This window comes from Tepidimonas thermarum (genome assembly GCF_007556705.1).
GTDB classification, from domain to species: Bacteria; Pseudomonadota; Gammaproteobacteria; order Burkholderiales; family Burkholderiaceae_C; genus Tepidimonas; species Tepidimonas thermarum.
The window spans coordinates 1-21,824 of the sequence record NZ_VJOL01000034.1 but is presented as its reverse complement, the minus strand read 5'-3'; the positions used below and the strand labels follow the sequence as shown (position 1 = coordinate 21,824).

The window sequence follows — 21,824 nt, the reverse complement described above, 5'->3', positions numbered from 1 at the left end:
CCGCTCACGCAGCGGGGCGCCAGGCACCCCGCCGCGCGCCGATCAGCGCTGCGCGATCGGCACGACGTCGCGCTTGGCCGCCCCGGTGAAGAGCTGGCGCGGACGGCCGATCTTGTACTCGGGGTCGGCCAGCATTTCGTTGAGCTGCGCGATCCAGCCCACGGTGCGTGCCAGCGCAAAAATGCCCGTGAACAGGCTGACCGGGATACCGATGGCGCGCTGCACGATGCCGGAGTAGAAGTCCACGTTGGGGTAGAGCTTGCGCTGTACGAAATAGTCGTCCTCCAGCGCGATCTTCTCCAGCGTCTTGGCCAGCTTGAACAGCGGGTCGTTTTCCAGGCCCAGCTCGCCCAGCACCTCGTTGCAGGTTTCCTGCATCAGCTTGGCGCGCGGGTCGTAGTTCTTGTAGACGCGGTGGCCAAAGCCCATCAGGCGCACGCCCGAGTTCTTGTCCTTGACCTTGGCGATGAATTCGCCGATCTTGTCGACGCCGCCCATGGCCTGGATTTCTTCCAGCATGTTCAGGCAGGCTTCGTTGGCGCCGCCGTGCGACGGGCCCCACAGGCAGGCCACGCCCGCGGCGATGGCCGCAAACGGGTTGGTGCCCGAGCTGCCGCACAGCCGCACGGTGGAGGTGGAGGCGTTTTGCTCGTGATCGGCGTGCAGGATGAAGATGCGATCCATCGCACGCTCGAGCACGGGGTTGACCTTGTAGTCCTCGCACGGTGTGCCAAACATCATGCGCAGGAAGTTGCCCGCGTAGCTGAGCTCGTTGCGCGGGTACATGTAGGGCTGGCCGATGCCGTATTTGTAGGCCATGGCCACCAGCGTGGGCATCTTGGCGATGAGCCGGATGGCCGCGATTTCGCGGTGCTGCGGGTTGTTGATGTCAGTGCTGTCGTGGTAGAAGGCCGACATCGCCCCCACCAGCCCGGTCAGCACGGCCATCGGGTGCGCGTCGCGGCGGAAACCCCGCAGGAAGAACTGCATCTGCTCGTTGACCATGGTGTGCATGGTCACGCGCTGCGCGAACTCGGCCTTCTGCGCGGCGTTGGGCAGCTCACCGTAGAGCAGCAGGTAGCACGTCTCCATGTAGTCGCACTGCGTGGCGAGCTGCTCGATCGGGTAGCCGCGGTAGAGCAGCTCACCCTTGTCGCCGTCGATGTAGGTGATGGCCGACTGGCACGACGCCGTGGACAGAAACCCCGGGTCGTAGGTGAACATGCCGGTTTGGGCGTAGAGCTTGCGGATGTCGATCACATCCGGGCCCATCGTGCCCGAGTAAATCGGCAGCTCGACGCTGGGCGCGCCGTTGGAAAAGGACAGCGTGGCTTTGTGGTCTTGAAGTTTCATGAGGGTTCCTTGGGGCTAAGCGGTGGGGGCTTCGGGGGTGGGTGAGGCCGGCGTGCGCGGCGGCGTGCGCAGCAACGCCAGCACCTCGATGACCTCCGGCGTTGCCAGTGCGCCGTCGGGCTCGCGTCGCTGCAGCAACAGGTCGAGCAAGTCGTTGTCGGCCAGGTCCATCAACCGCTCCAGGCCGCGCGCCTGCCGAACGGTCAGCCGAGGGCCGTGGCGCTGGAAAAAGCGCTCGATGAACAGGTCGTTCTCGAGCAGCCCGCGGCGGCAGCGCCAGCGCAGTCGGCTGAGCTGGCGTTCGTCGAGGGGCTCGTGGTCGTCCATGGCAGGGCGGGGCTGGGCGGCGCCGTCAGACCGCGCGGCGCACCATCAATTCCTTGATCTTGCCGATCGCCTTGGTGGGGTTGAGACCCTTGGGGCAGACATCGACGCAGTTCATGATGGTGTGGCAGCGGAACAGCCGGTACGGGTCCTCGAGGTTGTCGAGGCGCTCGCTCGTGGCCTGGTCGCGGCTGTCGGCGATGAAGCGGTAGGCCTGCAGCAGGCCGGCGGGGCCGACGAACTTGTCCGGGTTCCACCAAAAGCTCGGGCAGCTGGTGGAGCAGCTCGCGCACAGGATGCACTCGTACAGGCCGTTGAGCTCCTCGCGCTCCTCGGGCGACTGCAGGCGCTCCTTTTCGGGTGGCTGGGTGTCGTTGATCAGGTACGGCTTGATCGAGTGGTACTGCTTGAAGAACAGCGTCATGTCCACGATCAGATCGCGCACCACGGGCAGTCCGGGCAGCGGCTTGAGCACGATGGTCTGCGGCAGCGTGCGCAGGTTGGTCAGGCAGGCCAGCCCGTTCTTGCCGTTGATGTTTATCGCGTCCGAGCCGCAGACGCCCTCGCGGCACGAGCGGCGAAACGCCAGCGTCGGGTCGATCTCCTTGAGCTTGATCAGCGCGTCGAGCAACATGCGCTCGGTGGTCAGCTCGACCTCCAGCGTTTGCATGTACGGCTTGGCGTCCTTGTCCGGGTCGTAGCGGTAGATCTTGAAGGTGCGTTTGGCCATGGTGGATACCTCAGGCGTGGGGACGTCAGAACGTGCGGACCTTGGGCGGGATCGAATCGACCGTCAGCGGCTTGAGGTTGACCGGCTTGTAGGTCAACGAGTTGTCGGCGCTGTGCCACAGGGTGTGCTTCATCCACTCCTTGTCGTTGCGGCCCAGCGGGCACTCGGGATCGTCCGGCCCACGCTCGTAGTCCTTGACGGTGTGCGCGCCGCGGCATTCTTTGCGCGCCGCAGCCGAGGTCATCGTCGCCTGGGCGGCTTCGATCAGGTTTTCCACCTCCAGCGCCTCGATGCGCGCGGTGTTGAACACCTTGGACTTGTCCTTGAGCACGATGGCGCCGACGCGCTCGCGCAGCGCGTTGATCTTGCGCACCCCTTCGTCCATGCTGGCCTGGGTGCGGAAGACGCCGGCGTGCTGCTGCATGGTCTGGCGGATGTCGTTGGCCACCGCCTGTGCGTATTCGCCGTCGGTGCGCGACTCGAGGCGGCTCAGGCGCTCGAGCGTGCGGTCGGCGGCGTCCTTGGGCAGCGGCTTGTGCTCGCGGCCACGGTCCAGGTGGGCGACGATGTGGTTGCCCGCGGCGCGGCCAAACACCAGCAGGTCCAGCAGCGAGTTGGTGCCCAGCCGGTTGGCGCCGTGCACCGACACGCACGAGCATTCACCCACCGCGTACAGGCCCTGCACGACCTTTTGGCCACCGTTGCCATCGGGCACGACGACCTGGCCGTTGATGTTGGTCGGAATACCCCCCATCTGGTAGTGGATGGTGGGCACGACGGGGATGGGTTCCTTGGTGATGTCGACGTTGGCGAAGTTGACGCCGATCTCATACACCGAGGGCAGGCGCTTGTGGATCGTCTCCGGCCCCAGGTGGTCGAGCTTGAGCAGGATGTAGTCCTTGTTGGGGCCGCAGCCGCGCCCTTCCTTGATTTCCTGGTCCATGCAGCGGCTGACGAAGTCGCGCGGCGCCAGGTCCTTGAGGGTGGGCGCGTAGCGCTCCATGAAGCGCTCGCCATTGCTGTTGAGCAGGATCGCACCTTCGCCACGGCAGCCCTCGGTCAGCAGCACGCCCGCGCCGGCCACGCCGGTCGGGTGGAACTGCCAGAACTCCATGTCCTGCAGCGGGATGCCGGCGCGTGCCGCCATGCCCAGGCCGTCGCCGGTGTTGATGTAGGCGTTGGTGCTGGCGGCGTAGATGCGGCCGGCGCCGCCGGTGGCCAGCAGCGTGGCCTTGGCTTCCAGGATGTAGACGTCGCCGGTCTCCATCTCGAGCGCGGTGACGCCCACCACGTCGCCGTCGGCGTCGCGGATCAGGTCCAGCGCCATCCATTCGACGAAGAACGTGGTGCGCGCGGCGACGTTTTGCTGGTAGAGCGTGTGCAGCATGGCGTGGCCGGTGCGGTCGGCCGCCGCGCAGGCGCGCTGCACCGGCTTTTCGCCGTAGTTGGCGGTGTGGCCACCAAAGGGGCGCTGGTAGATGGTGCCGTCCGGGTTGCGGTCGAACGGCATGCCCATGTGTTCGAGCTCGTAGACCACCTTGGGCGCTTCGCGGCACATGAATTCGATGGCGTCCTGGTCGCCCAGCCAGTCCGAGCCCTTGACGGTGTCGTAGAAGTGGTAGTGCCAGTTGTCCTCGGACATGTTGCCGAGCGACGCACCGATGCCCCCTTGCGCCGCCACGGTGTGCGAACGGGTCGGAAACACCTTCGACAGCACGGCGACGTTGAGGCCGGCGCGGGCCAGCTGCAGCGAGGCGCGCATGCCGGAGCCACCGGCTCCGACGATGACGACGTCAAAGCGACGGCGGGGAAGGTTCGCAGTCAGGGTCATGGCTTACAGCCTCCAAAGCACTTGAAACGCCCAGCCCGTGCAACCGACCAGCCAGACGAGGGTAAAGACATGCAGGGCCAGGCGCAGGCCCACGGGCTTGATGTAGTCCATCCAGATGTCGCGCACGCCGACCCAGGCGTGCCACGCCAGCGCCAGCACCACGGCGAAGGTGAGGAACTTCATCCACTGCGCCGCGAAGATGCCGGCCCAGGCTTCATACCCCAGGGGGCCGGGCGTGGCGATGACCTGCACCAGCAACACCACCGTGAACAAGGCCATGAGCACCGCCGTGACGCGCTGCACCATCCAGTCGCGCAGACCGTAGTGCGCGCCGGTGACGACGCGCTTGGAGCCGTAGTTGACTGCCATTTGTCGTTACTCCGTCGGAAAAGATCAGTACAGGCCAAACAGCTTGGCGCCGAGGATCGCCGTCAGGCCGAGGCTGAGCACCAGCGTCACGATGGCCGACGAGCGGCCGTAGGCCTTGTCCACCTTGTGGGTGGCGTCCATGATGAGGTGGCGCACGCCGGCGCAGAAGTGGTGCAGGTAGGCCCAGATCAGCGCCAGCACCACCAGCTTGACGAACCAGCCAGGCACGAAGCCGATGCCGGCCGAAAACGCTGCCGTGAAGGCGCCGTACGAGATTTCCGAGGACAGCGAGGTGTCCATCATCCACACCACGAACGGCAGCAGCAGGAACATCAGGGCGCCGCTGGCGCGGTGCAGGATCGAGACCCAGCCTGCGGCGGGCAGCCGGTAGGTCGTGAGGTCCTTGAAGGCGTTGATATTGCGGAACTCGGGCCGCGCGGGGCGCATGGGCGTCATGGGGTTTCTCCTGGGGTCAGAACGGGCCACCATGGTCAGCGGGGCCGCTGGCGGCCATGACGGCGAACACGTTATGGTTCATCAGGTCGCTGACGGGGAACTGTCGCATTCTATTGCAATGCAGCATGGTCAAGGGGTGGGCAGCGGGCTAGCTCAGCTCGTTGCGATAGTGGTGCCGATCGGTGCGGTACAGGCCGCGCCGCAACTCCATCGGCACGTCGTTGTAGGTGTAGGCCAGCCGCTCCACGCTCAGCAACGGGGTGCCGGGGGGCACCTGCAGGCGCTCGGCCGCCACCTCGTGGGCGGCGACGGCCTTGATGCGCTCTTCGGCGCGCACCATGCGCACCCCGAACTGGGTTTCGAACAGCGCGTACATCGGCCCCGGGTGCTCGGCCAGCGTGGCCAGCGTCAGACCGCGGAAGGCGGTGCCGGGCAGCCACAAGTCCTCCAGGATCGTGGGCGTGCCATGAAAGGCCAGCACGCGCGTGACCTGCACCACGGTGTCGCCCGGGCGCAGCTGCAGCGCGGCCGCCACGTCGGCGCTGGCGCGCACGCGGCGGCAGCCCAGCACCTCGCGCGTGGCCGGCCCTTCGCTGTCGAGGGTGCCCACGTCCGGGTGCAGGCGCAAAAAGCGGTACTGGATGTGCTGTTCGGCGTGGGTGGCCACGAAGGTGCCCTTGCCCTGGCGCCGCACCAGCAGGTTGTCGGCGGCGAGCTCGTCGATGGCTTTGCGCACCGTGCCCTGGCTGACTTTGAAGCGCGCCGCGAGCTCCACTTCGCTGGGGATCAGGTCACCGGGGCGCCACTCGCCGGCCTGCAGGCTTTGCAGCAGCAGGCCCTTGATCTGCTGGTACAGCGGGCTAAACGCCGGCGTGGGCGCGCCCGCCGCAGGCGACGCCGGCGCGGTGGCGGCCGGCGCCTCGGCGACGGAAGGCGCGGTTTTGGCGGTGAGGCCCTCGGGTTTCATGGGTGCAATGATATCTTATATAAGACATAAGACAAATTGACGCATGCGGGTTTACCAGGGTACACTCGCGCCGTTCATCCCTGTCATTTCCCCCCAATGGAGAGTTCCATGAGCAAGAAGCCCGTCCGCGTGGCCGTCACCGGTGCCGCGGGCCAGATTGGTTACGCGCTGCTGTTTCGCATCGCCTCCGGCGAGATGCTGGGCAAGGACCAGCCGGTGATCCTGCAACTGCTGGAAATCCCGGACGAGAAGGCCCAAAAGGCGCTCAAGGGCGTGATGATGGAGCTGGAGGATTGCGCCTTCCCGCTGCTGGCCGGCATGGAGGCGCACAGCGATCCCAAGAGCGCCTTCCGCGACACCGACTACGCGCTGCTGGTGGGCGCGCGCCCGCGCGGCCCGGGCATGGAGCGCAAGGACCTGCTGTCGGCCAACGCGCAGATCTTCACCGCCCAGGGCCGTGCGCTCAACGAGGCGGCCAGCCGCAACGTCAAGGTGCTGGTGGTGGGCAACCCCGCCAACACCAACGCCTACATCGCGATGAAGTCGGCCCCGGACCTGCCGGCGAAAAACTTCACCGCCATGCTGCGCCTGGACCACAACCGCGCGCTGTCGCAAATCGCCGCCAAGACCGGCAAGCCGGTCTCCAGCATCGAGAAGCTGTGCGTGTGGGGCAACCACTCGCCCACCATGTACGCCGACTACCGCTTTGCCACCATCGACGGGCAGTCGGTCAAGGACATGATCAACGACGAGGACTGGAACCGCAACGTTTTCCTGCCCACCGTGGGCAAGCGCGGCGCGGCCATCATCGAAGCGCGTGGCCTGTCGTCGGCGGCCTCGGCGGCCAACGCCGCCATCGACCACATGCGCGACTGGGCGCTGGGCACGAACGGCAAATGGGTGACCATGGGCATCCCGTCGCAGGGCTGGTACGGCATTCCGCAAGAGGTCATGTTCGGCTTCCCGGTCACCTGCGCCAACGGTGAATACACCGTGGTCGAGGGGCTGCCGATCGACGAGTTCAGCCAGCAGTGCCTCAACAAGACCCTGGCCGAGCTCGAAGAAGAGCGTCAGGGTGTGGCGCACCTGATCTGACCGGGACGGCGCGCCATGACCACGTCCCTGCCGCCGTCACGCCACCCGCGCGCGGTGCTGCTCGGCGCCCAGGCAGGGGCCGTGGGATTGCCGGTGTGCGACCACTACGCCGGTGTCGAGGCGCGCATGCGCAAGAGCCTGGCGCTGCAGGCCGAGTGGTCGGCGCGCCATGGCGCGTGTTGGTTCGACGTTACCCTGGACTGTGAGGACGGCGCGCCGGTGGGCGCCGAAGCCGAGCACGCGGCGTTGATCGTCGAACTGGTGCGCGGGCTGGATTGGGCGGCGGCGGTGCCGCCGCGCGTGGCGGTGCGGGTGCACCCGGTCGATCACCCCGCCTTCGAGGCCGATGTGGCCACGATCGTGGGGGCGGTGGGGGCGCGCCTGACGCATGTCATGCTGCCCAAGGTCGAGTCGGTGGCCGACGTCGAGCGCGCGGCCGCCGCCCTCGATGCGGCGGGCGCGCCCACGCTGGCGCTGCATGCGCTGATCGAGTCGCCGGCCGCCGTGCACCGGGCGTTCGACATCGCGGCGCACCCGCGCGTGGCGTCGCTCAGCTTTGGCTTGATGGACTTCGTCTCGGCGCACGGCGGGGCCATTCCCGCCACGGCGATGACGCTGCGCGGCCAGTTCGAGCACCCGCTGGTGCGGCGCGCCAAGCTCGAGATTGCCAGTGCCGCGCACGCGCACGGCAAGGTGCCCGCGCACGGCGTGGTCACCGAGTTTCGTGACCGCGAGGCCGTGCGCCACGCGGCCGAGCGTGCCGCGCGCGAGTTCGGCTACACGCGCATGTGGAGCATCCACCCCGACCAGATCGAGCCCATTGTGGCGGCGTTTCGGCCGCAGCCGGGCGAGGTCGAGGAGGCCGCGGCGATCATCGAGCGCGCCGCCGCGGCCGACTGGGCGCCGATATCGCACCAGGGGCATTTGCACGACCGCGCGTCTTTCCGCTACTTTTGGCAGGTGCTGGAGCGGGCCCACGCCACCGGCGTGGCGTTGCCCGAGACGGTGCGCGGCCACTTTCGATGAGATTTCCACCGACTGGAGCACATACCATGCTGCAAGCCTATCGTGAACATGCTGCCGAGCGCGCCGCGCTGGGCATTCCGCCGCTGCCGCTCAACGCCCAGCAGACGGCTGAGCTGATCGAGCTGATCAAAAACCCGCCGGCGGGCGAGGACCCGCAGTTCCTGCTCGAGCTGCTGACGCACCGCGTGCCGCCGGGCGTGGACGATGCGGCCAAGGTCAAGGCGTCGTTCCTGGCAGCCGTGGCGCACGGTGATATCGCGGTTGGCCTCATCAGCAAGGCCAAGGCCACCGAGCTGCTGGGCACGATGGTGGGGGGCTACAACGTCAAGCCGCTGATCGACCTGCTCGACGACGCCGAGGTGGCCCCGATCGCCGCGCAAGGACTGAAGAAGACGTTGTTGATGTTCGACGCCTTCCACGACGTGGCGGAGAAGGTCGAGGCCGGCAACGCCCACGCCAAGGCCGTGATGCAGAGCTGGGCCGATGCCGAGTGGTTCCTCTCGCGCCCCGAGGTGCCGGCCAAGATCACGGTGACCGCGTTCAAGGTGCCGGGCGAGACCAACACCGACGACCTCTCGCCCGCGCCCGATGCGTGGAGCCGCCCCGACATCCCGCTGCACGCGCTGGCGATGCTCAAAAACAAGCGCCCCGACGCGCCGTTCGAGCCGGACGAAGACGGTAAACGGGGCCCCATCAGCGTGCTGCAAAAGCTCAAGGAAAAAGGCCACCTCGTCGCCTACGTGGGCGATGTCGTGGGCACCGGCTCCAGCCGCAAGTCCGCCACCAACAGCGTCATCTGGTGGACCGGTGAAGACATCCCCTACGTGCCCAACAAGCGCTTCGGTGGCGTGACGCTGGGCGGCAAGATCGCGCCGATCTTTTTCAACACGCAAGAAGACTCCGGCGCACTGCCCATCGAGGTGGACGTCAGCAAGATCGAGTTCGGTGACGTCATCGACATTTATCCCTACGACGGCAAGATCGAGAAGAACGGCGAAGTCATCGCCGCCTTCCAGCTCAAGAGCGAGGTGCTGCTGGACGAGGTGCGCGCGGGTGGCCGCATCAACCTCATCATCGGCCGCGGTCTGACCGGCAAGGCGCGCGAATTTTTGGGTCTGCCGCCGTCGACGGTGTTTCGTCTGCCCAAGGCGCCTGTGGACTCGGGCAAGGGCTACACGCTGGCGCAAAAAATCGTCGGGCGCGCCTGCGGCTTGCCGGAAGGCAAGGGCATCCGCCCGGGCACGTACTGCGAGCCCAAGATGACCACCGTCGGCAGCCAGGACACCACCGGCCCGATGACGCGCGACGAGCTCAAGGACCTGGCCTGCCTGGGCTTCAGCGCCGACCTGGTCTTGCAATCGTTCTGCCACACGGCCGCGTACCCCAAGCCGGTGGACGTGAAGATGCACCGCGAGCTGCCCGCCTTCATCAGCAGCCGCGGTGGCGTCAGCCTGCGCCCAGGCGACGGCGTGATCCACTCGTGGCTCAACCGCATGCTGCTGCCCGACACCGTGGGCACGGGCGGCGACAGCCACACGCGCTTCCCGATCGGCATCAGCTTCCCGGCCGGCTCCGGTCTGGTGGCGTTTGCGGCGGCCACCGGCGTCATGCCGCTGGACATGCCCGAGAGCGTGCTGGTGCGCTTCAAGGGCCAGATGCAGCCCGGCATCACGCTGCGTGACCTGGTGCACGCCATTCCCTACTACGCCATCAAGCAGGGGCTGTTGACGGTCGAGAAGAAGGGCAAGAAAAACATCTTCTCGGGCCGCATCCTGGAAATCGAGGGCTTGCCCAACCTGAAGGTGGAGCAGGCGTTCGAACTCTCGGATGCCTCGGCCGAGCGCTCGGCAGCGGGCTGCACGATCAAGCTCAACAAAGAGCCGATCATCGAGTACCTGCAGTCCAACATCGTGCTGCTCAAGAACATGATCGCCGACGGCTACCAGGATGCGCGCACGCTGGCGCGGCGCATCAAGGCCATGGAGGCGTGGCTGGCCAACCCGCAGCTGCTCGAGGCGGATGCGGATGCCGAATACGCAGCCGTGATCGAGATCGACCTCAACGAGATCACCGAGCCGATCCTGTGCTGCCCGAACGACCCGGACGATGCGCGCCCGCTGTCGGCGGTGGCGGGCACGAAGATCGACGAGGCGTTCATCGGCTCGTGCATGACCAACATCGGCCACTTCCGCGCTGCGGCCCAGCTGCTGCACGGCCAGCGCGACATCCCGGTGCGCCTGTGGGTGGCGCCGCCGACCAAGATGGACCAAAACGAGCTCATCAAGGAGGGCTACTACGCCACCTTCGGCACCGCCGGCGCGCGCACCGAGATGCCCGGCTGCAGCCTGTGCATGGGCAACCAGGCGCAGGTGCGTGAGGGCGCAACGGTGGTGTCGACCAGCACGCGCAACTTCCCCAACCGGTTGGGCCGCAACACCAACGTGTTCCTGGCCTCGGCCGAGCTGGCGGCGATTGCCTCGCGTCTGGGACGGCTGCCGACGGTGGCCGAGTACCACGCCGAGATGGGCGTGATCAACCAGAAGGCGGGCGAGGTCTACCGCTACATGAACTTCGACCAGATCGAGGAGTACGCCGAGACGGCCAAGAGCGTGACGGTCTGATCCGCGCGCGCCCGATCGCAACGGCCCCTACGGGGGCCGTTTTGGTTGGGTTTTGCGGCGTGGCCTGCCGGCGGGTGGCCGCTGGGCGGACAATCGGGGGCCATGAACCGAACCGCCCCTGAACTGTTGCTGCCCGCGGGCTCGCTGGCCCACCTGCGCGCGGCGTTTGATTTTGGCGCCGACGCCGTCTACGCCGGCCAGCCGCGCTACTCGCTGCGCGCGCGCAACAACGAATTCCGCCTCGAGCAAATCGCCCAGGGCATCGCCGAGGCGCACGCGCGCGGCAAGCGCTTCTTTGTCACCAGCAACCTGATCGCGCACAACGACAAGGTGCGCACCTACCTGCGCGACCTGGCGCCGGTGGTGGCGCTGCGCCCGGACGCGCTCATCATGGCCGACGCCGGCCTGATTATGCTGGTGCGCGAAGAGATGGAGCGGGGCCGCTGGCCCGAGGTGCCGATCCACCTGTCGGTGCAGGCCAACACCACCAACTGGGCCGCGGTCAAGTTCTGGCAGCGCGCGGGGGTGTCGCGCATCATCCTGTCGCGCGAGTTGAGCCTGGAGGAGGTGGCGCAGATCCGCGACGCCTGCCCCGACGTCGAGCTCGAGGTGTTCGTGCACGGCGCTCTGTGCATCGCCTACTCGGGGCGCTGCCTGCTGTCGGGCTATTTCAACCGGCGCGACCCCAACCAGGGCACGTGCACCAACGCCTGCCGCTGGCGCTACGGCACGCATGCGGCCGAGGAGTCCGATACCGGCGACGTGCGCCCGCTCAGCGGTCAGGGGGCGTCGGGCGGCTGCGGCGGCGGCTGCGCGCCGGAGGCGGCGGCGCAGCCGCAGCGGCTGGGCGCGGACTTCGATTGGGCGCGCGAGCAGGCCGAGGCCGACGCCGCGCCGGCCACCACCGGCGACGGGCGGCGCCACCCGTTGGCGGACCGCGTCTGGCTGCTGGAGGAGAGCGAGCGGCCCGGCGAACTCATGCCCATCATGGAGGACGAGCACGGCACCTACATCCTCAACAGCCGTGACCTGCGGGCGGTGGAGTATGTGGAGCGGCTGGTGCGCATCGGGGTCGATTCGCTCAAGATCGAAGGGCGCACCAAGAGCGTGTACTACGTGGCGCGCACGGCGCAGGTGTACCGACGCGCCATCGACGATGCGGTGGCGGGCCGACCGTTCGACCCGCGCCTGTTGGTGGAGCTGGAGGGGCTGTCCAACCGCGGCTACACCAGTGGCTTGTTGGAGCGTCGCCCGGCGCAGGACTACCAGAACTACCTGAGCGGACATTCGGCGGCCACGCGCAGCCAGTACGTGGGTGACGTGCTGCGGGTGCGCGCCGACGGCTGGGCCGAGGTGGCAACCAAGAACCGCTTTGCCGTCGGCGACCGGCTGGAGGTGATCCACCCGGCGGGCAACCGCGTGCTGACGTTGACCGCGATGCAGGATGCCGACGGGCGCGCCATCGAGGTGGCGGCGGGCAACCCGCTGCGGGTGTGGGTGCCTCTGGGCGCGCCGGCCGACGGCGCCTTGTTGGCCCGTTTGCGCTGACGCGGCGCCTGCCTCACCCCCGGATGGGGCCAGGCCGCACCAGCAGTTCCAGCGCTTGGCGCAAGGCGGGCGGCGGGGCAGGCGTTTCGGGGTCGGTGTCCACCAGCTCGTAGCGCGTGCCGGCCGGCAGCAGGTGCAGCCGCACGTCCAGCATCTGCAGCGGCTGTTCGGGGTCCACCTCGCGCACGTTGGAGCGCATCTGCCGGCCGTCGATGAGGGTGACGGCGCCGTGGCCCAGCACCTCGATGGCGCGACCGCGTTCGATCAGCAGGCCCGTGTCCTCGTCGATCCCGACCCCGAGCAGGTCCGGGCGCAGGGCGAGCGCCGACAACAGCCGTCCCAGGCGGTGCCGTTCGTTGAAGTGCTGGTCGATGATGGCGCTGGCGATCAGGCCCAGGCCGATGTCGAGCGAGACCGCGTCGCGGTAGGGACGCAACGCAGGCTCGCCGATGGCCAGCATCTGGCGCGACAGCGCTGCCGCCCCCGCGCTGGTGCCGCCGATGCAGCAGCCGCGCAGGTGAAACGCCAGGTGCAGGGCGCGCGCCGCTTGCGACTCCCACAACACGGACATCAGCCGGCGCTGGTCCCCGCCACCGATGTAAATGCCGTCCGCGTCCAGGATGCGCTGCACCGCCGCAGGGTCGTTGGCCTCCTGCGGCGTGCGAAAGTCGATCGGTTCGACCCGCTGCGCCCCCAGCTCGGCAAAGACGCTTTGGTAGCCGGCCCAGGCCCCCGCCGGGTCGCCGCTGGCCGCGGTGAGCAGCAGCAGCCGCGCCTGCGGGCCACCGCTGACCTCGATGAAGCGGCGCAGAATCAGGCGGTCGCGCTCGCGGTCCTCGGCGCCGCCGACCGCGATCAGGTGGCCGTGGCGCCGCGGCGCCGGCTCCGCCAGGGCGTGGGGCAGGGTCAGCAGACCGGCCAGGCCAAGCAGGCAATCGCGGCGGTTCGGCATCGGGGCGTCAGAGCGTGGCCAAGACCGCGCGCGCGGCCTCCAGCGTCGCGGCGATGTCGGCCTCGGTGTGCGCGGCGCTGACGAAGCCCGCCTCGTACAGCGCCGGAGCGAAGTACACGCCGCGCTCGAGCATGCCGTGGAAGAACCGGTTGAAGCGCGCGCTGTCGCTGGCCATGACCTGGGCGTAGTTTTGCGGCAGCTCGGGCAGCAGGAAAAAGCCAAACATGCCCCCTTCGCTGTCCACGCTGAACGGCACGCCGGCGCGGTCGGCTTCGGCCTTGAGGCCCTCGACCAGGGCGCGTGTGCGCGCGGCCAGACGATCGAAAAAGCCCGGCTGCCGGATCAACCGCAGCGTGGCCAGGCCGCAGGCGGTGGCCACCGGGTTGCCCGACAAGGTGCCGGCCTGGTACACCGGCCCCAGCGGGGCGAGCTGTTCCATGACGGCGCGTTTGCCCCCAAAGGCCGCCAGCGGCATGCCGCCACCGATGACCTTGCCCATGACGGTCATGTCCGGCGCAAAGCCCGGGATGAGGCGCGCGTACACGCTTTGCGCGCCGCCGAGCGCCACGCGAAAGCCGGTCATGACCTCATCGAACACCAGCAGCGCCCCGTGCTGGGTGCACAGCTCGCGGCAGCGGCGCACGAAGGGCACGCTGGCGCGCACGAAGTTCATGTTGCCGGCGATCGGCTCGATCATCACGGCGGCGATCTGCGCGCCATGCTCCGCAAAGGCCGCCTCCAGTTGCGCCACGTTGTTGTACTCCAGCACCAACGTGTGCTGCACCACCTCTGGCGGCACGCCGGCGCTGGTCGGGTGGCCAAAGGTGGCCAGCCCCGAGCCGGCCTTGACCAGCAGGGCGTCCGCGTGGCCGTGGTAGCAGCCCTCGAACTTGATGATCTTGGGCCGCCCGGTGGCGCCGCGCGCCAGCCGGATGGCGCTCATGCCGGCCTCGGTGCCCGAGCTGACCAGGCGCACCATCTCCAGGCTGGGCACGAGGTCGATGATGGCCTCGGCCAGCTCAACCTCACGCTCGGTGGGCGCGCCAAACGAAAAGCCGTCGCGCGCCGCGGCCTCAACGGCCTGCAACACCTCCGGGTGGCCATGCCCCAGGATCATGGGCCCCCAGGAGCCGATGTAGTCGATGTAGCGCTGGCCGTTGGCGTCCCACAGGTAGGCGCCCTGGGCGCGGGTGATGAAGCGCGGCGTGCCCCCAACCGCCTTGAAGGCGCGCACGGGCGAATTCACGCCGCCCGGGATGACGGTCTTGGCGCGGTCGAACAGGGTTTGGTTGCGATCGGTCATGGTTCGGTGGCGGTGTCGTGGGGGTCGTCGGCGCGGTCGTCGTCGGCCCAAAACAGGCGGTCGGGCACGGCATGCCCCATGCCGGGCTGAAAGCCGTTGGCCAGCGCCTGATCGAGGTAGCCCAGCGCCTCGGCCCCGGCTTGGGCCAGTTCGCTGCCGTGGGCCAGCAGGGCGGTCAGCGCAGCCGACACCGTGTCGCCCGCGCCGATGAAGGTGGCGTCGATGCGTTCGAAGTGCGCGTGCGCCAGCACGGACTCGGGCGAGGCCAGGTGGTTGTCGAGGCGGTCGCCCTGCCGGTTGCCGGTCACCAGTGTGAAGGGGACGCCGTGCGCCGCGGCGGCGCGGGCGATGTCGCGCGGGCCAGGCGGGCGCTCGTCATCCCAATCGGGCAGCAGCCAGCGCACCAGCGTGTGGTGGTTGCCCACCAGCACATCGGTCTGGGGCAGCACCAGTTCCTCGCACGCTTCCAGGTAGGCGTCGCGCTCGGCGTCGGTCCACCAGGCCAGCTCGGGCAGGTACGTGACCACAGGCAGCTCGTCGTAGTCGCTGAGGATGGCGCCGATGGCGGCCAGCCCTGCGGCCCCACCCGCAAAGCCGACCTTGACGGCTGCCACGGGCACGTCTTCCAGCACGGCGCGCGCCTGGTCGTCGATCCACTCGGCCTCGAGCGCGTGGTGGCCGTGCACCTGCCGGGTGTCGCGCAGCCACACGCTGGTGGTCACCGGCAGGGCGTGCGCCGAGGCGCTGGCAACCGCCGCCACGTCGGCGGCCAAGCCGCCCGCGCCACTGGGGTCGCTGGCGTTGAAGCACAGCACGCACGGCGGTCGGGCCGGGGCGTCGTGGGCAGCGTTTGGATCGTCGGGCATGGGCGCGCAGTGGGGGACTTGCCGGCACTGGCAGACGGCGCGGGGGCCAGGGCTACAATGGCCGCATTCTACTTGCACGCGTCCAACGAAACCCACCATGACGACCCCCAACCGGACCTGGATGTGCCTGATCTGCGGCTGGATCTACGACGAGGCTGCCGGTGACCCCGAGCACGGCATTGCGCCCGGGACGCGCTGGGAGGACGTGCCGGTGAACTGGACCTGTCCGGAGTGCGGCGCGCGCAAGGAGGATTTCGAGATGGTCCAGATCTGACCCCACCGACGCGCCGAGGCTGGCCATGGACCCCCGCCCCACTGCATCGCGCAAGGTGCTGGTGGTGGACGACAGCCTGACGGTGCGGCGCAGCGCCGAGCGCGCGCTGCTCGCCGGCGGCCACGAGGTGCGGCTGGCTGCAGATGGTTTCGAGGCGCTCGCGCTGATCCACGATTTCGCGCCGGATCTGGTGTTTTGCGACATCCTGATGCCGCGCCTGGACGGCTACCAGACCTGCGCCATCCTCAAACGCCACCCGCGCTACGCGGCGCTGCCGGTGGTGATGCTGTCCTCGCGCGATGGGGTGTTCGACGTGGCCCGCGCGCGCCTGGCCGGAGCCAGCGACCATCTGGCCAAGCCATTCACGGCCGAGGGCCTGCTGGAGGCGGTGGCGCGCCATGCCCCGTCCGGCGCGCTGGCGCAGGCGCGGTAGCGTGGCGGGGTGGCGGCCGTGAAGGACATCCTGGTGGTGGACGACTCGCGCACCGAGCAGGTGTATTTGCGCCAGCTGCTCACGCGCCACGGCTACCAGGTGCGCAGCGCTTTCGATGCCGAGCAGGCGTGGCGCGCGCTCGAGGACCGGCGCCCTGACTTGATCCTGATGGACGTGGTCATGCCGGGCACCAACGGCTTTGCGCTGACCCGCACCATCGCGCGCCATCCGGCTTACGCGGACATTCCGATCGTCATCTGCTCCAGCAAGCGGCAGGAGACCGACCGCGTCTGGGGCTTGCGCCAGGGGGCGCGTGACTACGTCACCAAGCCGGTCGATCCGGGGGTGCTGCTGGGCAAGATCGGGGCGTTGCTGGCACCGGGAGGGGGCGATGGCGCCGCGCGCTGAGGGCGCCCCACGGCGGGCACGGACGCTGGCCGCCTTCCAGGCCGACTTGGCGCGCCGGTTGGCACAGGCCGAAAGCGCCCCGCAGCGCCCCGGCTGGTTGGCGTTGAGTTGGCGCGGCGTGCAGGCCCTGCTGCCCCTGACCGACGCGGCCGAGGTGTTGCGGCCGCTGCCACAGGCGGCGTTGCCCCACGCGCGCCCGTGGGCGCACGGCGTGGCGGCCTGGCGCGGCGGGGTGGTGGTGCCGATCGACTGGGTGGAGGCGTTGGGCGTGCCCGCCGCCGATGGCGCCCGTGCCGCGCCCACACCGGCGTACTGGGTGGTGTTGGCCCCCGCCGCGGGCGTGCCGGTGGCGCTGGAGGTGGACCGCCTGCCGGGCTTGCGCGCGGCGCCGCTGACGCCTGCCGCAGCGCCCCCGCCTTGGGGCCAGGCGTGGCGCGACGCCGCCGGGGACCTGTGGCCGGTGCTCGATGCGCATGTGCTGCGCGCGCGCATCGACGCGGTGGGGATGTACCAGTCGGCATGGGTGCCGCAGCGGAGGATGGACCATGTTTGATGCCCTGAAGCGGCGCGCCGCTGCGCCGTCCAATCCGCCAACCGACGACGTCCCGTCGGGGCTTGACTCCACCCTCGGCGAGGGTGGATCGACCCTCGGGGACGCGGCGGCCAGCACCTTTTCCGCGTCCGCCGCGCCCCCGAGCCGGTTGCCCGCGGAAACGAGCCTCGACGCCGCGCCCGCGGCCGGGCGCACGGGGGACCGGCGGCCCGTGGCCAGCGCCCCGCAGGCCGACGCTGCGAGAGCCCCCGTGGTGGGGGCGTGGGCCGTGGCGGGGATGCTGGCCATGGCGGTGTTGGCGCTCGCCCCCCTGTTCGCGGGGGACCGCTTGCCGCTGCCGGCGGCGTGGTGGCCGCTGCTGACCGCAGGCGCCGGCGCGTTGGCCCTGGGCGCGTGGGTGCGGGCCGCAGGCACCGCGCGTGCGGCCCTGCACGCGTGCGAGGCGGAGCTGGCACGCACGCGTGCCCAGGCTGTGGCGCAGCAGCGCGAGGCCAAGCGTGTCAACGACGCCACGCAGGCCGCCATCTTGCGTCTGATGAATGAGCTGCAGGCCGTGGCCGAAGGCGACCTGACGCAGCAGGCGTCGGTGACCGAGGACATCACCGGTGCGATCGCCGATTCGGTCAACTACACCGTGGAGGAACTGCGCAGCCTGGTGACGCAGGTGCAGGCCGCCGCGCAGCGCGTCACCGACACCACCGCGCGCGTCGAGGGCACGTCGCTGGCGCTGCTGGCGGCCTCGACCGAGCAGCTGCGCGAAATCCGCGAGAGCGGCCAAGCGGTGCTCGACATGTCGCGCCGCATCACGGACGTCGCGGCGCAGGCGCAGGCGTCGGCTGACACCGCGCGCCAGGCCCGCGCCGCGGCCGAGTCGGGCGCCCGCGCGGTGCAGGCATCCATCGGTGGTATGAACACCATCCGCGAGCAAATTCAGGACACGGCGCGGCGCATCAAGCGGCTGGGGGAGTCGTCGCAGGAGATCGGCGAAATCACCGACTTGATCGCCGATATCACCGAGCAGACCAACGTGCTGGCGCTCAACGCCGCGATCCAGGCCGCCAGCGCTGGCGAGGCCGGGCGCGGGTTTTCCGTGGTGGCCGAGGAGGTGCAGCGTCTGGCCGAGCGCAGCGCGGACGCCACGCGCCAGATCGCTGCCCTGGTGCGCGCCATCCGGGCCGACACGCGCGACGCGGTGCTGGCGATGGAACGCTCCACGCACGAGGTGGTCGAGGGCACGCGCCTGTCGGACAACGCCGGTGCGGCCCTGGCCGAGATCGACCGCCTGTCGCGGCAGGCGGCCGAGTTGGTCGAGCAGATCGCCGCCTCGGCCGACCGCGAGGCGGCGCTGGCCAACCAGACCGCGACGAGCATCCAGCACATCCTGGGCGTGACCGAGCAGACCGCCGAGGGCACGCGCTCGACGGTGCAGCAGGTGCGCGAGCTGGCCCGCGTGGCCGACGAGTTGCGCCAGTCGGTGGCGCGCTTCAAGGTCCGTTGACGACGTGACGGCGCCCGCGCACGCACCGAGCGCCTGGCCGGCTGGCGGCGCTTCTGGCCCCGATCCACAGCCGCTGGCGTGGCTGTTGGACGAGCTGGAGCACACCCTGGACGCGGCGCTGGCCGCCGTGCGCGAGTACGTGGCGGCGTGCGCGCGCTCGCGCGCGGGAGACCTGGCCCCGGTGGACCCGGTCGAGCTGCGCTGGCAGGCGCAGGCGCTGCACCAGGCTGCGGGGGCGCTGGAAATGGTGGAGCTTAGCGCCGAATCGCGCACCGTGGCCGCGTTGCAGGTCGTGCTCGAGCGCCTGGCCGAGCAGCCGCTGCTGGCCGAGGCCAGCGTCGTGCCCCTGGTCGCGCACGGTGTGTGGGCGCTGCGCGACCAGCTGCACCGCCATCTGCGCCGGCAGGCCTTGCCCGGGTTGGCGTTGTTCCCCGTCTACCGCGACTGGCGGCAGTGGGCCCAGGCGCGCGCCCACCCGATCGACCTGTGGCCGGTGGCGCTCCCGCCGCCGATGGCGTGCCTGCCGGGCCCACCCATCGCGCCCGGGCCGCGCGCGCGCACCCACCTCGAGCGGCTGGCGTTGCCGCTGCTGCGCGACGGGCACAGCCACGCGGCGGCGGCGCTGGTGCGGCTGGCGGCGGGTGTTGCGCGCGCCGTCGAGCCGCCCGCACAGCGGCGCCTGTGGCAGATCGCCGCGGCCGTCTTCGAAGCGGCGGCGGCGCAGCGGCTGCCCCCCGACATGTGGTTCAAGCGCGCCCTGGCGGCGCTGCTGCGGCTGGTGGCGGCAGGCGACGCGCCGGCCGCGCACTGCGACGCTGTCGCGCAGGAGTGGCTGTATCTGGCCGCGCGCATCGACCCCGCCCCGGACGACGCGCTGCCCCACGCGGCCGCCCTGTGGCGCACAATGGGCTGGACACAGCCCCTGCGCTGGGACCCGCAGCGGCGCGTCCTTGGCGCGGTCGATCCGCAGACGGTGCAGCGCGCCCAGGCAGCAGCGGCCGCTTTGCAGCAGGCGTGGGAAGCGGACGGCGCAGCCACCGGCGCGCAAGCGGCAGCGCTGGCCGAGCTGGCCCAGGCGCTCGAGGCGCTGCCGCCCCCTTGGCCGGCGCTGGCCGACGCCTGGCGTGCCTGGGCTGCGCCGAGTGCGGCGCGCGGGGCGGACGCGTCGGCGGAGGCGGCGCAGGTGCTGCTGGGCCTGCAGGCCGAGTGGGAGACGCTGGACCCCACCGACCCCGAACAGGCGCAGCGGCTGCAGACCCTGGCCGAGCGCCTGCAGGGCGCGGCCGCGGGGCACCCCCTGGCGCCGCCGCCCGCCTGGCTCCACGATCGGTACCGCGACTGGCTGGCGCGCGAGGGCGCGCGACACCTGGCCGCCGCGTGGCGCCGTGAATTGGCCGCCGCCGAAAGCGCTCTCGACGCCTGGTGGCAGCAGCCCGACGCCACGGCCGGGGCCGCGCTGCGCGACGCATCCACCCGCTTGCACCGGCTGCAGGGCAGCGCCGAGGCGCTGGACCTGCCGGCGGCGCACGCGGCGCTGGCGGCGGTGGTGGCGATCCTGGACGGCTGGCTGGCCGGCGCGCTGCCGCCGCCCGCTGAGCGGCAGCGACAGACGGAGCGCATCGGCGCCAACCTGGCCGCGCTGGCGGCCTGCATCGAGGCGTGGCAGCGCGATCCGGCCCTGGCGGTGGCGGATTTTCATTTCGACCCCGATGCCGGCGTGTTGCGCGCGGTGCGGGCCACCGCCACGCCGGAGGTGCACGAGGCGGCCGCGCATCCCGTTGACGCTGCCGCGCAGGGGCATGGCCCGGCGGCCGGTCCGCCGGCCGACACCACCGTTGCCACCGCGCACGCCACGGCGGATGCCGCCACCGACGCGGACGACCGGACCGTCTTCCTCGAGGAAGCCCGTGCCCTGCTGGACGAGATGGCGTCCGCGCTGGCCGCGCTGCGCGCCGAGCCAGCGGACGCGGCGGTGCTGGCGCGGCTGCGCCGGCTGTTCCACACCCTCAAGGGCAGCGCACGCTTGGTCGGCCTGACCGAGCTCGGCGAGGCCGCCTGGCAGGCTGAGCGGCGGCTCAACGCCTGGCTGGCCGACGCCCAGCCCGTGTCGGAGACGCAGTGGCACGCCGTGGCCGCCGTGCAGGCGCAGCTCGTCCCCTGGATCGACGCTTGGCGCGCAGCCGTTGCCCCGCCGGACGAAGCGCAGCGCCGCGCCGCCCTCGAGGCCTTATGGGCGGCTGCCGATGCCACCGCGCCCGCGGCTGCCGATGCCACCGCGCCCGTGGGCCCGGCGCCTGCCGCGCCAGCAGGTCGCCCACCGTCCGCCGCATCGACGGCGGTGCCGCTGCCCGGTGCCGGGTCGCAGCCGCCACCCACCCCGCCCGTGCGCATCGGGCCGTTGACGCTGGACGCGCACCTCTACACCGTGTTTTTGCAGGAGGCCGATGCGGCGTCGCTGGCGCTGGAGACGGCGCTGGCCGCGTGGGCCGATGGGCAAGCCGCCGATCTGCCCGCCGCGGCGGCGCATGCCCATGCCCTGGCGGGGCAGGCCGGTGCGATCGGCCACACCGCCTTGGCTGCCCTGGCGCAAGCGCTGGAAGGGGCGCTGGAGCGCGCGCAAACGCCCGCGCAGGTCAGCGCCGCGGAGCGCCAAAGCGTGGCGCGCGCCGCTGCCGAGCTGCGCGCCTTGCTGCACCAGTTGGCGGCGGGGTGCTACCGCGAGCCGGCCGCGGCGACGCTGCGCGCGTTGGCGCAATGGCCGGCGGCGCCAACGGCGTCGGCCGCTGCGACCAGCCCGGCCCGTGGGGTCGATGGAGCCGATGGAGCCGATGGAGCCGATGGAGCCGATGGAGCCGATGGAGCCGATGGAGCCGATGGAGCCGATGGGGTTGATGAGGCCGATGAGGCGCTGGACGACTTCCGGGCCGAGGCCGACGCCCTGCTGCCGCGCGTGAGCGCCGCTGTCGAGCGCTGGGCACGCGAGGGCGAGGCGGCCGCCCACGCCGAGCTGCTGCGCCTGCTGCACACCGCCAAAGGGGCGGCGCGGGTGGCGGGGCTGGCCGCGTTGGCCGAGCAGACCCACGCGCTGGAAGCCCAGCTGATCGACGCGCCACCCGCCGGCCCCGTGGCGCCCGCGCTGCGGCAGGCCATCTACGACTGGCACCAGGCCGTGGCGCGGGCGTGTGGCCTGTCGCTGCGCGCCAACGGCGTCGGCCGC

General features: G+C 70.5%; 19 protein-coding genes and 1 pseudogene. 10 read left to right on the top strand and 10 right to left on the bottom strand.

Translation table 11 applies throughout. The annotated features are described in order from the left end of the window. Positions 1–42: 42 nt before the first annotated feature. The 7 genes from gltA to Tther_RS08995 all read right to left on the bottom strand — a co-directional run bounded on the left by gltA (position 43) and on the right by Tther_RS08995 (position 6,030). Complete coding sequence (gltA, locus tag Tther_RS09025; protein WP_143903074.1) at positions 43–1,353, bottom strand: citrate synthase; 1,311 nt, start codon at positions 1,351–1,353, stop codon at positions 43–45. Positions 1,354–1,368: 15 nt separating this feature from the next. Next, positions 1,369–1,680, bottom strand: coding sequence for an FAD assembly factor SdhE (locus tag Tther_RS09020; protein WP_143903072.1), 312 nt, complete (start codon positions 1,678–1,680; stop codon positions 1,369–1,371). A 25-nt stretch (positions 1,681–1,705) separates the two neighbouring features. Then, positions 1,706–2,407 carry a succinate dehydrogenase iron-sulfur subunit gene (locus tag Tther_RS09015; protein ID WP_143903070.1) on the bottom strand — a complete coding sequence of 234 codons (702 nt, stop codon included), beginning with the start codon at positions 2,405–2,407 and terminating at the stop codon, positions 1,706–1,708. A gap of 25 nt (positions 2,408–2,432) precedes the next feature. Next, a complete protein-coding gene (sdhA, locus tag Tther_RS09010; RefSeq protein WP_143903068.1) occupies positions 2,433–4,238 on the bottom strand; it encodes a succinate dehydrogenase flavoprotein subunit in 1,806 nt (601 codons plus the stop codon). A gap of 3 nt (positions 4,239–4,241) precedes the next feature. Beyond that, complete coding sequence (sdhD, locus tag Tther_RS09005) at positions 4,242–4,607, bottom strand: succinate dehydrogenase, hydrophobic membrane anchor protein (protein ID WP_143903066.1); 366 nt, start codon at positions 4,605–4,607, stop codon at positions 4,242–4,244. A gap of 24 nt (positions 4,608–4,631) precedes the next feature. Continuing rightward, positions 4,632–5,063 (bottom strand): succinate dehydrogenase, cytochrome b556 subunit, encoded by a 432-nt coding sequence (sdhC, locus tag Tther_RS09000; RefSeq protein ID WP_143903064.1) that lies wholly within the window; start codon positions 5,061–5,063, stop codon positions 4,632–4,634. A gap of 148 nt (positions 5,064–5,211) precedes the next feature. Beyond that, positions 5,212–6,030 (bottom strand): GntR family transcriptional regulator, encoded by an 819-nt coding sequence (locus Tther_RS08995; protein WP_143903062.1) that lies wholly within the window; start codon positions 6,028–6,030, stop codon positions 5,212–5,214. Positions 6,031–6,138: 108 nt separating this feature from the next. On the opposite strand from Tther_RS08995, the gene Tther_RS08990 reads away from it, so the two are divergent. From Tther_RS08990 to trhP, 4 genes are all read left to right on the top strand, one after another. Next, complete coding sequence (locus Tther_RS08990) at positions 6,139–7,125, top strand: malate dehydrogenase (RefSeq protein ID WP_143903060.1); 987 nt, start codon at positions 6,139–6,141, stop codon at positions 7,123–7,125. Positions 7,126–7,140: 15 nt separating this feature from the next. Beyond that, a complete protein-coding gene (locus Tther_RS08985) occupies positions 7,141–8,151 on the top strand; it encodes an HpcH/HpaI aldolase/citrate lyase family protein (RefSeq protein ID WP_143903058.1) in 1,011 nt (336 codons plus the stop codon). Between the two features lie 26 nt (positions 8,152–8,177). Continuing rightward, positions 8,178–10,772, top strand: a complete 2,595-nt coding sequence (gene acnB, locus Tther_RS08980) for a bifunctional aconitate hydratase 2/2-methylisocitrate dehydratase (RefSeq protein ID WP_143903056.1) — start codon at positions 8,178–8,180, stop codon at positions 10,770–10,772. Between the two features lie 102 nt (positions 10,773–10,874). After that, on the top strand, positions 10,875–12,320 hold the full coding sequence (gene trhP, locus Tther_RS08975) for a prephenate-dependent tRNA uridine(34) hydroxylase TrhP (RefSeq protein ID WP_143903054.1): 1,446 nt from the start codon (positions 10,875–10,877) through the stop codon (positions 12,318–12,320). Positions 12,321–12,333: 13 nt separating this feature from the next. Here the strand turns inward: trhP and Tther_RS08970 are convergent, their stop codons facing one another. The 3 genes from Tther_RS08970 to thiD are packed head-to-tail and all read right to left on the bottom strand — an operon-like array spanning position 12,334 to position 15,441. Then, the gene (locus Tther_RS08970) at positions 12,334–13,272 is read right to left on the bottom strand and encodes a cyanophycinase (RefSeq protein WP_143903051.1); all 939 of its coding nucleotides are present in this window, start codon (positions 13,270–13,272) and stop codon (positions 12,334–12,336) included. A gap of 7 nt (positions 13,273–13,279) precedes the next feature. Further along, on the bottom strand, positions 13,280–14,575 hold the full coding sequence (gene hemL / locus Tther_RS08965) for a glutamate-1-semialdehyde 2,1-aminomutase (RefSeq protein WP_143903049.1): 1,296 nt from the start codon (positions 14,573–14,575) through the stop codon (positions 13,280–13,282). Further along, complete coding sequence (gene thiD / locus Tther_RS08960; protein WP_143903047.1) at positions 14,572–15,441, bottom strand: bifunctional hydroxymethylpyrimidine kinase/phosphomethylpyrimidine kinase; 870 nt, start codon at positions 15,439–15,441, stop codon at positions 14,572–14,574. The genes hemL and thiD overlap by 4 nt, the downstream gene beginning before the upstream one ends. Before the next feature lie 97 nt (positions 15,442–15,538). Here thiD and Tther_RS08955 point away from each other — a divergent pair, with 97 nt between their 5' ends. The 6 genes and pseudogenes from Tther_RS08955 to Tther_RS08930 all read left to right on the top strand — a co-directional run. Beyond that, positions 15,539–15,715 (top strand): rubredoxin, encoded by a 177-nt coding sequence (locus tag Tther_RS08955; RefSeq protein WP_082955266.1) that lies wholly within the window; start codon positions 15,539–15,541, stop codon positions 15,713–15,715. A gap of 25 nt (positions 15,716–15,740) precedes the next feature. Further along, positions 15,741–16,148, top strand: a complete 408-nt coding sequence (locus Tther_RS08950) for a response regulator (RefSeq protein WP_143903045.1) — start codon at positions 15,741–15,743, stop codon at positions 16,146–16,148. Positions 16,149–16,166: 18 nt separating this feature from the next. Continuing rightward, on the top strand, positions 16,167–16,556 hold the full coding sequence (locus Tther_RS08945) for a response regulator (protein ID WP_185975048.1): 390 nt from the start codon (positions 16,167–16,169) through the stop codon (positions 16,554–16,556). After that, entirely contained in the window at positions 16,540–17,109 is a 570-nt protein-coding gene (locus Tther_RS08940; RefSeq protein ID WP_143903040.1) for a chemotaxis protein CheW, read from the top strand. Before Tther_RS08945 ends, Tther_RS08940 begins: the two co-directional genes overlap by 17 nt. Positions 17,110–17,578: 469 nt before the next feature. Further along, positions 17,579–18,607: pseudogene (locus Tther_RS13495) on the top strand (methyl-accepting chemotaxis protein); the annotation flags it as partial. Between the two features lie 4 nt (positions 18,608–18,611). After that, positions 18,612–21,824 (top strand): Hpt domain-containing protein (locus Tther_RS08930; protein ID WP_185975047.1); only part of this gene is annotated, 3,213 nt, incomplete at its 3' end.

Coding starts and splice junctions, on each gene's coding strand:
- gltA (WP_143903074.1), bottom strand. CDS start 1,353: ATGAAACTTCAAGACCACAAAGCCACGCTGTCCTTTTCCAACGGCGCG.
- Tther_RS09020 (WP_143903072.1), bottom strand. CDS start 1,680: ATGGACGACCACGAGCCCCTCGACGAACGCCAGCTCAGCCGACTGCGC.
- Tther_RS09015 (WP_143903070.1), bottom strand. CDS start 2,407: ATGGCCAAACGCACCTTCAAGATCTACCGCTACGACCCGGACAAGGAC.
- sdhA (WP_143903068.1), bottom strand. CDS start 4,238: ATGACCCTGACTGCGAACCTTCCCCGCCGTCGCTTTGACGTCGTCATC.
- sdhD (WP_143903066.1), bottom strand. CDS start 4,607: ATGGCAGTCAACTACGGCTCCAAGCGCGTCGTCACCGGCGCGCACTAC.
- sdhC (WP_143903064.1), bottom strand. CDS start 5,063: ATGACGCCCATGCGCCCCGCGCGGCCCGAGTTCCGCAATATCAACGCC.
- Tther_RS08995 (WP_143903062.1), bottom strand. CDS start 6,030: ATGAAACCCGAGGGCCTCACCGCCAAAACCGCGCCTTCCGTCGCCGAG.
- Tther_RS08990 (WP_143903060.1), top strand. CDS start 6,139: ATGAGCAAGAAGCCCGTCCGCGTGGCCGTCACCGGTGCCGCGGGCCAG.
- Tther_RS08985 (WP_143903058.1), top strand. CDS start 7,141: ATGACCACGTCCCTGCCGCCGTCACGCCACCCGCGCGCGGTGCTGCTC.
- acnB (WP_143903056.1), top strand. CDS start 8,178: ATGCTGCAAGCCTATCGTGAACATGCTGCCGAGCGCGCCGCGCTGGGC.
- trhP (WP_143903054.1), top strand. CDS start 10,875: ATGAACCGAACCGCCCCTGAACTGTTGCTGCCCGCGGGCTCGCTGGCC.
- Tther_RS08970 (WP_143903051.1), bottom strand. CDS start 13,272: ATGCCGAACCGCCGCGATTGCCTGCTTGGCCTGGCCGGTCTGCTGACC.
- hemL (WP_143903049.1), bottom strand. CDS start 14,575: ATGACCGATCGCAACCAAACCCTGTTCGACCGCGCCAAGACCGTCATC.
- thiD (WP_143903047.1), bottom strand. CDS start 15,441: ATGCCCGACGATCCAAACGCTGCCCACGACGCCCCGGCCCGACCGCCG.
- Tther_RS08955 (WP_082955266.1), top strand. CDS start 15,539: ATGACGACCCCCAACCGGACCTGGATGTGCCTGATCTGCGGCTGGATC.
- Tther_RS08950 (WP_143903045.1), top strand. CDS start 15,741: ATGGACCCCCGCCCCACTGCATCGCGCAAGGTGCTGGTGGTGGACGAC.
- Tther_RS08940 (WP_143903040.1), top strand. CDS start 16,540: ATGGCGCCGCGCGCTGAGGGCGCCCCACGGCGGGCACGGACGCTGGCC.